This window comes from Exiguobacterium sp. A1_3_1, from assembly GCF_048985645.1.
Taxonomy (GTDB): Bacteria; Bacillota; Bacilli; order Exiguobacteriales; family Exiguobacteriaceae; genus Exiguobacterium_A; species Exiguobacterium_A indicum.
On the sequence record NZ_WBYY01000019.1, the window covers coordinates 15,056 to 29,338 of the forward strand.

The window sequence follows — 14,283 nt, forward strand, 5'->3', positions numbered from 1 at the left end:
TAAAGATTTTCTGTTTTTTTCGAAACATCAATAAAATCAGTATGACCCACAATTGTCGGAACATTCAAGAATTTTGTCATAAAAATTTAAAAATTCTTTTTTATTGTGCATTGATTTGATGTTCGCTTGGATGTTTTTCTAATTTCATCCAATAGTCAGAATTTTTCGTTTGATTCCATTATACTTTGCTAACAAAGTAATTAGAACCATTTTTTTACGAAACTTTCACATTTTCGTAAAAAATGAGTTTCCATTCAGAAAAAGTAGTATAAAACAGGAGCGTACCCGAACTGATCAGGGGACGCTCCCATTCTCGATTACTTCACATCAACGTATTTGTATTGGAAATCTGCTCCGAACACTTGACGGTTGAAATCTTTGACCGTCGGACGGCTCAAGTATGCAGAACCAGCTTGATAGATTGGTGCGATCGCTTGATCTTTTTCGATCAATTGCGCTTCCGCTTGTTTGAAGAGATCAAGACGTTTTGCTAAATCCGACTCTTCATTGGCAGCGTTCAACAATTTGTCATAAGCAGATGATTTATACTTGACGTCGTTTTGGCTGTTTGTTGATTCGAAGATCGAGAGGTTAGACATTGGATCTTGGTAGTCTGGACCCCAAAGTGAGTAAGAAATCTGGTAGTCTCCTTTTGCTTCAAGGTCGAGTTTATTCTTAAACGGCTGTTGCTTGATAGCAACTGTGACGTTTGGAAGATTCTTCTCGATTTGATCTTTCATATACTCACCGATTTTCTTCGCATCTTCATTATCGAATGAGAGCAATTCAATCGTCGTCTTTTTGTTACCATTTGCTTTTTTCCAAAGATCTGCTGCTTCTTTAGCATCACGATCGAACCAGTTGATGTCGCTTGTATAGTCTTTTCCTGATGCATCTTTAACAAACTCTTTTGGAATGAAGCTTGTTGTTGGAATCGATCCGTTCGCAAGAAGCGTATCCGTGATTCCTTTTGGATCGATGGCACGAGCGATAGCTTTACGTGCATTGACGTCCTTCATCGTTGCATCTTCGTTGTTGAATTTCAGATAAGCGATCGAAGAACGAAGCGCTGTCTTAAATTCCGGCTTAGATTTATAAGCTTCAACTTGCTCTGAAGTCAGAACCGCATAATCAATCTCATTTGAATCATAAAGATTCGCTACTGTGGCTGTATCCTTAACGACACTGATCGTAACTTCGTCTAATTTGACGGCATCTTTATCCCAATAGTTGTCATTCTTTTTCAGAACACGTTTTGAATCCGTTTTCCAAGATTCCCAAACGAAAGGACCGTTATAAAGCAATTTATCCGGTTGAAGCGAGAAGTCTTTTTCATTCTTTTTGTAGAAGTCTTCGCTAATTGGTGTATACGTACCGAAAGATGTCAATGAGAGGAAGTAAGGAGCCGGACGCTCAAGTTTTACTTCTAACGTTTTGTCATCGATTGCTTTAACACCGAGTTCGTCGACAGATTTTTTACCTTTTGTCACATCAGAGCCGTTTTTTAACGTGTCAAAGATGTAAGAATAACCAGAACCTGTTTTCGGATCAGCTGCACGCTTCCATGCAAATTCAAAGTCTTGTGCTTTGACCGGCGTACCGTCAGACCATTTCGAATCACGAAGTGTGAACGTATACGTTAAATTGTCACTTGAAATATCTGTTTTTTCTGCAAGTGCTGGAATCGCTTTTCCGTCTTTGTCTAAACGATAAAGACCTTCCATCGTGTTCCCGATCATGTTGAACGCGACAGCATCCGTAGCTTTCGCTGGGTCAACTGTCGTGATATCCGATGTATCCGTCAAACGTAAATTTTTCTTTCCGTCTGTCGAACCTGAATCACTGTCTCCTCCACCTGTCGAACATCCAGCAAGCACAGCGCTTCCTGCAAGCATGACGGATAAAGCAAGACCGACTGTTTTTTTCTTCATCGGTAAGTCATCTCCTTTTCAATTTCCAAGTTGCCATAATGCCTATGACATCAATAACGTCCCGTCGAAACTGCAATGTATTCCCCAAAATCCATTGACCTAGTTTCAAAAACCTAAACGAAGTGATAAATTGATTTTATGTGAGAATAGCATTAACGTCAAGTAAATAGTCACACTATTTGCTATTTTGCATCATTCGTCTGTTACTGATTCGTAACAGGATTAAAAGTTTCGTATACTAAGAGTATCAATGCAATAAAGGGGGATTTTTCATGCGATCGACCTATTTCCGACCGGTCATCATTGCGGTCATTCTGGTGTTAATTTATACGATATGGGCGACTATCATCGATTCGACGCACGGTATTATATACCATCTATCCGGTGGGTTGTTCATTGGAGGCTTTTTGCTGATGGCAATCGGATTCTTTTCCAACATGTCGGCTAACGGCTTCTTCCGTGGCATGACAGCTGGATTTAAAAAACAACGGGAAGCAAAGCTTCGAGAGATTGATGGCGATTACTACGAAGATGATGACGAAGAGGAAGAAGTCCTTCGTAAAAAGCAAAATCGGGCTTCTGCGCGAACAAAACCTTATGTATCTAGCGGTGTCATCTTCATCATCGTATCGCTGATCATCTCTTACTTTTAATCGAAATCACCGTGACGTGTCTTCTATCGTATGGTAAACTTAAAGGAATTAAACAAGAAAACATGACGACAAAGAGTAGTAACTTAGGTACATCCCTTTCAGAGAGTCCATGGTGCTGAAAATGGACAGGTGATGCCTACGTGAATGGACTTTCGAGTGGCTGACTTGAATCAAGTAGAGTCAGATGGGGTTGCCCATTACAGCACATTGAGCGGCTATGCGAATAGCAACTTGGGTGGCAACGCGATGATTCGTCCCTTGATTTTCAAGGGGCGTTTTTTATTTTGATTTTATTATTTGGAGGGATTTCACTATGAAAACGATTTTCTCAGGTATCAAACCAACAGGAACAGTGACACTCGGAAATTACTTAGGTGCCATGAAACACTTTGTTAACTTACAGGACGGGCATGATGCGTATTATTGCGTCGTTGATTTACATTCGATCACGGTCGATATTGATCGTGTCGAACTGATGAACAATACACGCGCCCTTGCTGCACTTTACATCGCTAGTGGTCTGAATCCAGAAAAATCAACGATCTTCGTTCAATCGGAAGTCAAAGCGCATGCGCAACTCGGCTGGATGTTGACGTGTCTCTCCGGAATGGGTGAGCTCGAGCGTATGACACAGTATAAAGATAAATCTCAAGGAAAAGACCGGATTGGAGCAGGGTTGTTCGTTTACCCAACACTCATGGCAGCCGATATCCTACTCTATGATGCGGAACTCGTTCCGGTCGGGGATGATCAAAAACAACACATTGAGTTAACGCGCGACCTAGCTCAGCGATTCAATAGTCGTTACTATGAGACGTTCACATTACCAGAACCAATCATCGCTGAGTCAGGAGCTCGGATCATGAGCCTGACGACGCCAGACAAAAAGATGTCAAAATCTGATCAGAATCCGAAAGGCTTCATCTCGATGCTTGACGCACCAGACGTCATTCGTAAAAAAGTAAAATCAGCCGTCACGGACTCGGAAGGTATCGTCAAATTCGATCGAGAGAACAAACCAGGTGTGTCGAATTTACTTGAGATCTACTCTTTACTCGCTGGCATCTCGATTCCAGATCTCGAAACTAAATACGAAGGTTCGAACTACGGAACATTTAAAGCAGATGTCGCGGAAGCGATCATTTCGGAACTTGAACCGATTCAACAACGCTACTATGAATTGATTGATTCGGAAGAACTCGATCAGATTCTCGATGCTGGGCGTGACCGTGCTGAAGCCGTTGCTGCTAAAAAACTCGGGAAAATCGAGAAGGCAATGGGCTTACAGCGGAAGCGTGCCAAAGTAAAAAAATAAGTTTTTTCAAAAAAGATCGGAATGCTCCGGTCTTTTTTGATATTTCCAAACAAAAAAACTACTTCCGGATGAAATCGGAAGTAGTTTTTATTTTGCTTATTTTCCTTCGATCGAAGCCCATTTATAAGAGAAGTCTGCGCCGAAGTTATGCTCGACGACTCCTTTGACGTATGGTTTAACGAGGAATGCACGTCCACGCTGATAAACAGGTGAGATCGCTGCAGAATCAAGAAGGATTTTCTCAGCTTCTTGCAATTCAGACCAACGTTTTGCTGCATCTGTTTGTGTTTGTGCGTCTTTGATGAGTTTATCGTACTCTTCATTTGACCATTTACCACGGTTGTATGGTCCGCCAGTGACGAAGAGATCGAGGAACGTCATTGGATCTTGATAGTCAGGACCCCAGCCCGCTACTGAGAACTCGAAATCGCCTTTGTTCTCAAGATCAAGTTTGTTTTTGAACGGTTGTTGCTTGATCGTAACCTTCATACCTGGAAGGTTTTTCTCAAGCTCGCCTTTCAAGAACTCACCAATTTTCTTCGAATCATCGCTATCATAGTTCAAGAGTTCAAGATCAACCGATTTTTGACCGATTTCTTTTAAGCCCTCTTCCCAGAGTTTTTTCGCTTCGTCTGCATTGTATTCGTTGAATCCAGGATACTTATCGCGGAAGTCTTTTCCGTCAGCATCTTTCGCGAAATCTTTTGGTACAAGATAGTTCGCTGGAAGTGATCCGTTTGCAAGGATGACATCCGTGATTCCTTTTTTGTTGTAACCCATATCGATGGCGCGACGGATTTTTTCGTTATCAAGTGCTTTTACCTTCGTATTGAGGTAAAGGTAGAAGATTGTTGATTCACCTTTTGTTTTAAACTCTTTATTGTCTTTGTACTGAGCAACAAACTCAGAAGTTAGACCTGTACGATCGATGTCACCTTTTTCGTAAAGGTTAACACCTGTCGCTGTCTCTTTAACGACCTTAACGTTGATCGTTTTAAGTTTGACCGCATCTTTATCCCAGTAGTTATCGTTTTTAACCATTTTCCAGCCTTGCTCACGTGTCCACTCTGTTAATTTGAATGGTCCGTTATAGAGCGACTTATCTGCAGTCGAACCGAAGTCTTTCCCGATTTTCTTCGAAAGTTCTTCTGATTTCGGCATGAATGGTCCGAATCCAGTGAGACCGAGGAAGTAATCTGCAGGTGCTTTTAACTTAACTTCGAGCGTTTTGTCATCGACTGCTTTAACACCGACAGCATCACGATCGCCTTTTTTCGTGTTGTACTCTTCTGCACCTTCGATATTGTAGAAGACATATGCATACTGTGAAGCGTTTTCAGGATTTAGAACTTCTTTCCATGCGTATTCGAAATCTTTTGCCGTAAGTGGTGTACCATCAGACCATTTCGCATCACGTAATTTGAACGTGTACGTCAACTTGTCGTCCGATACTTTGTGGCTTTCAGCAATACCTGGTGTTGGTTGCTGCTTGTCATCAAGACGGTACAGACCTTCCATCGTGTTGTTCAACACGTTGAATGAGACCGAGTCTGTCGAAGTCGTCGGGTTCAGTGTAGGAATATCAGCTGTTTCAATCAAGTTAAGCGTTTGTTCACTTGATTTTTTGCTTGAACCTGTGTCGCCCGATTTGTCGCCTGAATCCGTTGTCGAACAAGCTGCGAGGAACGCACTTGATACGAGAGCTACAGATGTAGCTAGAGCAAAGCTTTTCTTCTTCATGTTACGATGACCCCCCTAAAATTCTAAAAGCATGATACTGTCAGGTTTTTGACCGAAAAAAAAAGAATTACTATATTCGAATCAAACCCTTCGTTACAAATAGTTTACAATGTTCTGATAATTTTGCAAACCTTTTATCCGATTTTTCTAAATATTTTTTCAAAAAAGACTGGGACCACACTCAAAAATAGTCCCAGTTAAATAATTATTTTAGAATTTTCATCGATCGAAGTAGGTATTCTGGTCCATAGATGGGGACTTCAATTCCTTGAATCGTATCAGAAACATATAATTTTTCAGTCGTCTGATACAAAGGAACGATGACAGCATCTTGTTTAATTAAACGTTTTTCCGCTTGATGATACAGTGCTTGTTTTTTCTTTACATCTTGTGTCTGTCGTGCTTTTTCAATCGTCTGATCATACGTATCGGATTGATAGTTTACGGAATTTAACGGATTATCCGAAACGAACTGATTCAAATACGCAAGTGGACCTGGATAATCTGGCATCCAACCTGTAAGTGTCATCGCATATTGTGCTGATTGTTCTTTATTTATTTTCTCTTCAATCGCAACGGGTTTAAGGACGATATCAATATCAGGCAACTGTTTCTCAAGATACGTCTCGAGCTGTTTCCCGATCCGTTTTGCCTGTGGATCATCAAAATTAAGCATCTCGATTCGTTGTTTCTTCTGTTGTTTACCATTTTCTTTTTTTACTTGTACCGGTTCTGTCATTAATACATTCGTATCTGTAACAACGAATCGATTCGTCGGAATGCCTGCATATCCTAAAGGAAGTTGAACGGACTCTTTTTCCATCAAGGCGTAAGCAATTCGTTGTCGGAGTGTTTTTTCGCGGAAGGCTTCATTTTTTTGATTAAATGCGATATAAAAGACACCGCTCCGCTTTTTTTGATAGGTTGGTCGAGAGACTTGATCTTCTTGTGTCTCGACACTCTCTTGTAACGGAAGAATCGCTGCTTTACTGTTCTCATACGTACTCCATTGCGTCTGATGATCAAAGATGATGCGACTTTTCACTTTCTCGACCGTGACAACATTTTGTTGATGATACTGGTTGTTTTTCTTAAGCGTATATCCGTTTTTCGACATCTGTTCTAGTGTAAACGGACCATTACCCGTGAGCTCCTGCCACTTCTTAGATTCCGGTTGGGGATAAAAGACGGACATCGCGAGTAATTCTTTTAGATTCGAAACCGGCTGATTCAGCGTGATGACAAGTTGATCGCGTCCTTTCGCCTTTACACCTAAACGCTCTGGCTTCATTTTTCCGTCGTTGACGGCACGTCCATTTTCAAACACTTCAAATAAAAAACCATAAGGAGAATTCGTTTTATTAGCTGCTACACGTCGGAAACTATCGACAAAGTCTTGTGCTGTGATCGACTGACCCTGCGCATTTTTCGTTTGTTTGAGTTGAATCGTATACGTCAGACGATCCTTTGAGACTGACATATCCTGTGCTAATCCTCTACGGACGGATGTCCCAGAAGTAAAGACATATAATCCTTCATACAGTTGTGCTAACAGTGTCTGAGAACGGCTATCCGTCGCTAACGCAATATCGGATGTTTTCGGGAGTGATGATTCAATTAATTCAACCTTCACTGCTTGGGTCTCCTGATCTGTTTTCGTCTTTTGAGATGATAGACGATATATGAGCGTACCACTGAGACCAATCAATAAAAATAGGATCAGTATCAGGATTGATGTTTTTCTTGTGATGTTAGTCATAAACGACTCCTTTCTGCGTCAAACACGCATTTCTCTATTGAATCAGAAAATCAGCAAAAAAGCGACCCCCTCGTTTTTCCAAGGGAATCGCTTAAGCTTAAGCTTCGTAACGTTTGAAGACGAGTGATGCGTTGTGTCCACCAAACCCGAGCGAGTTGCTCAGGGCGTAATTCAATTCGACGCTCCGTGCACCTTCCGTAACGTAATCAAGATCACAACCTTCACTTGGCTGTTTGAGATGAATCGTTGGGTGAACGGTTTGTTCTTGTAGCGATTTAATCGTCGCAATCGCCTCGACCCCACCTGCGCCACCAAGCAAGTGACCAATCATCGATTTCGTCGAATTGACGACGAGTTGTTTTGCCTGTTCACCGAAGACACTGTGGATCGCTTTCGTTTCAAGAATGTCGTTCATCGGTGTACTCGTTCCGTGTGCATTGATATATCCGACTGCTCCTGGTGCGATACCTGCATCTTGGATTGCCATTGCCATCGCACGTGCTCCACCGTCTCCATCTGGATCTGGAGCTGTGATGTGGTAGGCGTCAGCTGTTAATCCATACCCACTGACTTCGGCATAGATTTTTGCGCCACGCGCTACCGCATGCTCGTACTCTTCAAGAATCAAGATGCCTGCTCCTTCTCCCATGACGAATCCATCACGTCCTTCGTCAAACGGACGGCTTGCTGTCTCAGGATCGTGATTCGTTGACATCGCTTTGTTGGAACAAAAACCAGCAAACGCTAAGTTCGTGATTGGTGCTTCCGCTCCACCAGCGATCATGACATCTGCATCGCCCCGTTCGATGACACGAAGTGCTTCCCCGATCGCATTCGTTCCTGAAGCACATGCTGTGACAGAACAGTTATTCGGCCCCTTGGCTCCGGTATAGATCGATACCTGACCGCTTGCCATGTTCGGAATCATCATCGGAATGAAGAACGGGCTGACACGACGGTGTCCGCGCTCGAAGTAAATTTTTGCTTGTTTCTCGATTGTCTCCACGCCACCAATCCCTGATCCAATCCAGACACCTGCACGTTCAGCAATCGACTTGATATCAATTCCAGCATCTTTTACAGCTTCCATGCTTGCGACAAGTGAGTAATGAACGAAGCGGTCCATCTTGCGTGCTTCTTTCGCCTCGATGAATTCTGTCACGTCGAAGTTCTGCAATTCGCCAGTGACCTTTGTTGGATATTCATCGATATCGAGACGCTCCATCGGTCGAATCCCGTTCGTTCCTTCTTTTAATGCTTCCCAGAATGTATTAGCATCGTTCCCGATTGGTGTCAGTGCTCCGATTCCTGTGACTACAACGCGTTTTCTCATCATCTTATGTGTTCTCTCCTTTAGTCCAAGTAATGTATGCTGCTCCCCAAGTCAATCCGGCACCGAATCCAGCAAGTACGAGCTTCGTACCAGGTGTCAAGCGTCCTTGTTGACGTGCTTCTTCGAGCGCGAGTGGGATTGAAGCAGCCGATGTATTCGCATGCTCATCGATGGTGACGATGACTTTCTCTTGCGGTATATGCAGTCGTTCGCACGCTGCATCGATAATTCGTAGGTTTGCCTGATGCGGAATCAAGATATCAATGTCTTCGAGTGTGCTATCCGCTTTTTGAATGACTTTTTCAACGATTTCCGGTAATTTGCGAACAGCGAATTTAAAGACTTCACGACCATTCATCTCGATTGGTCCATCGATGTCCTTAAATAACAAATGTGCTCCGCGTCCATCTGTTCCAAGCTCAAAGGCATTAAGACCCTCTTGCTCAGTTGATCCGATGACGACTGCCCCTGCACCGTCTCCAAATAAGATGGCAGTTGACCGGTCTGACCAGTCGACGATACTCGACATTTTTTCAGCACCGATGACGAGCGCATGTTTTCCTTCGACTGTTGCTAACATGCTAGCAGCTGTTTGTAATGCAAAGATGAAACCACTACATGCCGCACTAATATCGAATGCAGTCGCTCCGCGTGCTCCAAGACGCTCTTGAACGATACAGGCAGTAGACGGAAATGCTCGTCCTGTTGCCGTTCCGACGACGATCAACCCGATGTCCTCTACTGTCAATCCAGCATCATCAAGCGCTTTCTGAGCAGCTTCTGTCGCTAAGTCAGTGACATCCACATCATCGGCTGCAATCCGTCGTGCCCCGATTCCTGTCCGTGTCCGAATCCATTCATCGCTCGTATCGAGCGTCGTTGCTAATTCATCGTTCGTCACGCGGCGTGACGGCAAAGACGTTCCTAATCCTACAATCCCGATCTTCATAAGGCATCCCCTTTTGTTATTAGTATCTGGTACTAATATAAAGCGTTAATATGCTTTTGTCAAAGAAAAAAGGAAGAGCATGGTCTCCCGTGCCCTTCCCCATACCTCATTCTGCTAACGTCCGTACGACTTCCATGACCATTTTAGCGGAATTGATTGACGCAATCTCGAGGAACTCATCAAACGAGAGTGACGCTTCTTCATTGGCGCTATCTGAAATCGAACGCGTTACGACGAACGGAACACCGAACTGATGACAGACTTGTGCGATTGGTGCTGCTTCCATCTCGACGGCTGCGACTTCTGGGAAGTGCGCCTTGATTTGAGCAGAGCGCTCTGAATCGTGGATGAACGAATCACCTGTCGCAATCAATCCATGAACGACGCGAATTGCATCCATCCGCTCGATGACGGCTTCTGCTGTCGCAACAAGCTTCGGATCTGCTTGATAGGCAGCTGGCATTCCAGGTACCTGTCCATATTCGTATCCAAATGCCGTCACGTCGACGTCATGATGTCGCACTTCTGTTGAGACGACGACATCCCCGACCGTTAACCCTTCCTTGAATCCGCCTGCTGAGCCTGTATTGATGACAGCACTTGGTTTGTAGTGGTCTAGCAATAATGTCGTCCCGATCGCAGCGTTCACTTTCCCGATTCCTGACTTCAAGATGACGACAGGAACGCTATTTAAAAGCCCTTCATAAAAATGATAGTTTGCGATGACTGTATCTTTACGTTCTGATAACTCATTACGCAATAAGTTGACTTCCTCTTCCATTGCGCCGATGATTGCGATTGGCATAATTCATTCCTCCATCAAACAGAAAGCCGGATTGCTCCGGCTCCTGTGTTCTTTATTTGATCGATGTAATTTTTACTGCGTATTCGCCGCCTGGTGCTGGTACAGAGACTTGATCTCCGACTTGGTGCCCCATTAAACTTTTCGCGATTGGTGATTCGTTCGAGATTTTACCCGTGAACGGATCTGCTTCGGCACTACCGACGATCGTATACGTATCTTCTTCGTTATCTTCGACACTTAAGAAAGTGACCGTCGTTCCGATACCGACGACCGAGATATCCTTCTCTTCTTCTGAGATGATGGCAACATTACGAAGCATCTCTTCAAGTTGAGCGATCCGGCCTTCGACCATCGCTTGCTCTTCTTTTGCTGAATCGTACTCAGCGTTCTCTGAAAGGTCACCGAACGAACGGGCGATCTTGATGTTCTCGACGACTTCTTTCCGGCGGACTGACTTCAATTCATTCAATTCATTTTCAATGTTCGCTTTACCTTCAAGCGTCATGTAGTATTGCTTTTCTGCCATTTTTGTCACGCTCCTTTTTATTCCACTAGTATAGTATATTCACATCTTTTTTGGAATCAATATCCTCTTTGATCGAGTGCTGAACGATAATCAAGAATCGCTCGAATCTTCGTCACGAGTAAATCGATCGCGACATGATTCTCGCCGCCTTCCGGTACGATGATGTCCGCATACCGTTTTGTTGGTTCACAGAACTGCAGATGCATCGGACGAACGACGTTCGTGTACTGCTCAACGACTGAGTCGATCGAACGTCCACGTTCGTTGATATCACGTTGCATCCGACGCAAAATGCGAACGTCCGCATCCGTATCGACGAACACCTTGATATCCATTAGTTCCCGTAACCGTTCGTCTTCAAGCGCTAAAATTCCTTCTACGATGATGACATCGCGTGGTTCGAGACGAATCGTTTCTTGTGCCCGCGTGTGGGCGACATAGTCATATACCGGTTTTTCAACGGCAATGTTTTCACGGAGCGACTGAATGTGCTCAATCAACAGACCATTATCAAAAGCGAACGGGTGATCATAGTTTGTCTGATACCGCTCCTCCATTGATAAATCACTTTGATCTTTATAATACGCGTCCTGCTCAATCATGACGATTGATTCACTTGGGAACGCATCGACGAGTGAACGTGCCACCGTCGTCTTCCCTGAACCCGTTCCGCCCGCTACGCCAATTACTACCGGTTTTTGCATGTCATTCGTTCCTCCATCATTTCGACTTTTTCCGACTGACGGATACACCGTCACCGAGCGGAAAAATCGTCGTATCGTATTGTTCTTGTTCCATCATCCAGACCGTGAATTCCTTGACGAGACGCACGAGTCGACGTCTTCTTCGATCGAATGTCTTCGGATCAGACTCGAGGACATCTCCGTGTAAGAAGAGATTATCCGTATAGAGCACGCCGCCCTCAGGAATGAGTCGCCCATATCCTGCAAAGAATTTTTTATACTGTCCTTTAGCTGCATCAATGAAGACCGCATCGAACTGGTCTTCAAGCGTTTCGGCTAATTCTACTGCATCACCAAAAATGATGTCAATCCGGTCCGCCACATCTGACCGGGCGATGAAGGTTTTTGCTTCTTCATACCGCTTTGCATTTCGTTCAATCGTCGTAATGCGCGCATCCGGTAGCGCACGGGCCATCCGAATCGCACTATATCCGATTGCGGTTCCGACTTCTAAAATGCGCTTCGGTTGTTGTAATCGCAATAGCGATAACAAGACTTCGGAACCTGTCAGTTCGATGATTGGTATATGATGTTCTTCCGCATAACGCTCCATTTCTTCTAACAGAGCATCTCGAGGATGAATCATTGATTCGACATAGGTCGTGAAATCATTCACGCCATTCACTCCCTCTTCCGCATAAACAGGTTGACTTGAAGCGAACTTCCCGCTTCAACCCAACCCGTTGCTCATTGCTCTTTACTCGCTTCGTATTCCACCCATTCCGGCTTATACTTAACGACGTTTCGTTGATGTTCTTCATATGTCTCTTCGTATAGAATCTGTCCTCGTGGATGTTTATCACTTGGTGGACGGGCGAAGAAATAGACATATTTCGTTTTATTCGGATTTAACACGGCAAGTACCGAATCCTTACTGACCGTTGAAATCGGACCAATCGGAATCCCTTCGTACTTGTACGTATTGTACTTCGAATTGTTCTCGAGATCCTTCAGCGTCGTTAAAGCCGTATTTTCACCTGTGCCATACCAAACCGTTGGATCCGACTGTAACTTCATACCGTCATCCAATCGATTTTTAAAGACACCAGCGATTTCACGACGATCATCTGCTGTCGCCGCTTCACGCTCGACCATGGAACCGAGACTGAGTACTTCATGGAAGGTCATGCCAGACTTTTGAATGGCATCCGCATTCTCATCGTAGACTTTTTCTGTTTCATCGAGCATCGTCTCGACGATTTGATCAATGCTTTTTCCTTTATCAAACTCATACGTTGCTGGGAAGAGGTACCCTTCAAGTGCATACAGGACACCATCTTTTTTCACTTCATCCGTCAACATCGGATATTTTTCAATCATGCTGTCGATGAATGTCGCATCCGTCAATTCTTTACGGACCGTCTCTTCCTTGAAGTTCGTTGCTTTCGCGATCAAAGCGATTTGACGATCCATCGTGATGCCTTCAGGTAACGTGATTTTCACATCCGCTGCCTTCATGACCGTTCCCGTCTTTAATTCATTGATGATTTCATCCGGGGACATGGCTTGTGACAGTGTATACGTACCCGCCTGGAATGACGATTCATTCTTATAACGGACGTAATAACGGAAAATCGTCTCGTTCGCAATCAAGTCTTTTTCCTTTAGTAAGGAAGCAATCGTACTCGTCCCTGCTCCTAAAGGAACTTCGACTTTGACGGATTTCGTCGCTGCTTCATCGACTGGTTCAAGCGCATTTTTCAAAAAGACATAGACGACCGCACTGGCAACTAGAAAAATCGTCAACAATACAGAAAGGATGATTAGCGTAATCCGCCGTGATGTCCGGCGTCGCCTTTTTTCGATTTCGGCATTTTGCTTCCATTCGTTCTCCATCGGTTCCTCCTTCTTCTCTTAAAACAAGGTGACATCGTAAGAGAAAGTCTCTTACGACGTCACCTGTCATGAGTCGGGTTAGTCTAACTGATCTTCGAGCGTGTTAAAGACTTCTTCGATTTCATCCCAAGTCGCTGTATCATCTTCATCGATCGGTACGAGGTTGAAGTCGTTGTCTCCATCACCGTATTCGTCAAGTTCGTAAACGAAGATATCGACTTCTTCTGCTTCGTCATAGTCTGCTCCGATTGGCTCAAGGAAGATGTATGTCTTACTCGAACGTGGGCTTTCGTAACGCAGACGTTCTACGAATTCGAAATCATTTCCTTCGCCGTCCGGAATTACGTAACGTGTTGGTTCATTCTGTTGCATCAGTGATCCGCTCCTTTAACGCAAGCTCGAGTTCATCCCAAGTTTGCTCATCATTTTCATCGATCAGGCTTAATTCAAAATCATCTTCGCCTTCTCCATATTCATCGATCTCACAGATGATCAGATCATCTGCTCCTTCGTCAGGGTTACCGATCATTTCAAGAAACAGATAGGTTTTTCCTGTACGTTCACTCGAGTAACGGTACCATTCTTCGAAAAGATGTTCGCCGCCCTCTTCATCTGGAAAGAGATACTGACGTTTTTCTTCAGCCATCGGTTTCTCCCCCTTCATCGGTTCGTCCGATCCAAGTACGATTGCAG

General features: G+C 44.1%; 14 protein-coding genes and 1 other annotated feature. Of the genes, 2 read left to right on the plus strand and 12 right to left on the minus strand.

All coding sequences use genetic code 11. The features are described 5' to 3' along the window. Window positions 1–317: 317 nt before the first annotated feature. On the minus strand, window positions 318–1,931 hold the full coding sequence (locus F8N00_RS03580; RefSeq protein ID WP_421017788.1) for a peptide ABC transporter substrate-binding protein: 1,614 nt from the start codon (window positions 1,929–1,931) through the stop codon (window positions 318–320). Window positions 1,932–2,203: 272 nt separating this feature from the next. On the opposite strand from F8N00_RS03580, the gene F8N00_RS03585 reads away from it, so the two are divergent. Then, window positions 2,204–2,584 (plus strand): DUF3899 domain-containing protein, encoded by a 381-nt coding sequence (locus F8N00_RS03585; protein WP_421017789.1) that lies wholly within the window; start codon window positions 2,204–2,206, stop codon window positions 2,582–2,584. 56 nt (window positions 2,585–2,640) lie between these two features. Next, window positions 2,641–2,846 (plus strand) — a binding site (T-box leader). A gap of 51 nt (window positions 2,847–2,897) precedes the next feature. Next, on the plus strand, window positions 2,898–3,899 hold the full coding sequence (trpS, locus tag F8N00_RS03590; protein WP_055968686.1) for a tryptophan--tRNA ligase: 1,002 nt from the start codon (window positions 2,898–2,900) through the stop codon (window positions 3,897–3,899). A gap of 96 nt (window positions 3,900–3,995) precedes the next feature. Here the strand turns inward: trpS and F8N00_RS03595 are convergent, their stop codons facing one another. The 11 genes from F8N00_RS03595 to F8N00_RS03645 all read right to left on the minus strand — a co-directional run. Continuing rightward, the gene (locus F8N00_RS03595) at window positions 3,996–5,639 is read right to left on the minus strand and encodes a peptide ABC transporter substrate-binding protein (RefSeq protein ID WP_058264767.1); all 1,644 of its coding nucleotides are present in this window, start codon (window positions 5,637–5,639) and stop codon (window positions 3,996–3,998) included. A 205-nt stretch (window positions 5,640–5,844) separates the two neighbouring features. Further along, complete coding sequence (locus F8N00_RS03600) at window positions 5,845–7,272, minus strand: peptide ABC transporter substrate-binding protein (RefSeq protein WP_421017790.1); 1,428 nt, start codon at window positions 7,270–7,272, stop codon at window positions 5,845–5,847. A 223-nt stretch (window positions 7,273–7,495) separates the two neighbouring features. Beyond that, window positions 7,496–8,734 carry a beta-ketoacyl-ACP synthase II gene (fabF, locus tag F8N00_RS03605; RefSeq protein WP_023468901.1) on the minus strand — a complete coding sequence of 413 codons (1,239 nt, stop codon included), beginning with the start codon at window positions 8,732–8,734 and terminating at the stop codon, window positions 7,496–7,498. A 1-nt stretch (window position 8,735) separates the two neighbouring features. Further along, on the minus strand, window positions 8,736–9,680 hold the full coding sequence (locus F8N00_RS03610; protein WP_023468902.1) for a beta-ketoacyl-ACP synthase III: 945 nt from the start codon (window positions 9,678–9,680) through the stop codon (window positions 8,736–8,738). Between the two features lie 106 nt (window positions 9,681–9,786). Further along, window positions 9,787–10,485: a 5'-methylthioadenosine/S-adenosylhomocysteine nucleosidase gene (gene mtnN / locus F8N00_RS03615; RefSeq protein WP_023468903.1), complete on the minus strand. Its 699-nt coding sequence runs from the start codon at window positions 10,483–10,485 to the stop codon at window positions 9,787–9,789. 52 nt (window positions 10,486–10,537) lie between these two features. Next, on the minus strand, window positions 10,538–11,011 hold the full coding sequence (gene greA / locus F8N00_RS03620; RefSeq protein ID WP_029342224.1) for a transcription elongation factor GreA: 474 nt from the start codon (window positions 11,009–11,011) through the stop codon (window positions 10,538–10,540). A gap of 56 nt (window positions 11,012–11,067) precedes the next feature. Then, window positions 11,068–11,715, minus strand: a complete 648-nt coding sequence (udk, locus tag F8N00_RS03625; RefSeq protein WP_023468905.1) for a uridine kinase — start codon at window positions 11,713–11,715, stop codon at window positions 11,068–11,070. Between the two features lie 16 nt (window positions 11,716–11,731). After that, complete coding sequence (locus tag F8N00_RS03630) at window positions 11,732–12,370, minus strand: O-methyltransferase (RefSeq protein WP_023468906.1); 639 nt, start codon at window positions 12,368–12,370, stop codon at window positions 11,732–11,734. A 71-nt stretch (window positions 12,371–12,441) separates the two neighbouring features. Next, window positions 12,442–13,590, minus strand: a complete 1,149-nt coding sequence (mltG, locus tag F8N00_RS03635; RefSeq protein ID WP_055968690.1) for an endolytic transglycosylase MltG — start codon at window positions 13,588–13,590, stop codon at window positions 12,442–12,444. Between the two features lie 78 nt (window positions 13,591–13,668). Further along, a complete protein-coding gene (locus F8N00_RS03640; protein ID WP_023468908.1) occupies window positions 13,669–13,962 on the minus strand; it encodes a DUF1292 domain-containing protein in 294 nt (97 codons plus the stop codon). Next, a partial coding sequence (locus F8N00_RS03645; protein ID WP_421017791.1) for a hypothetical protein occupies window positions 13,949–14,283 on the minus strand: 335 nt, incomplete at its 5' end. The genes F8N00_RS03645 and F8N00_RS03640, both read right to left, overlap by 14 nt.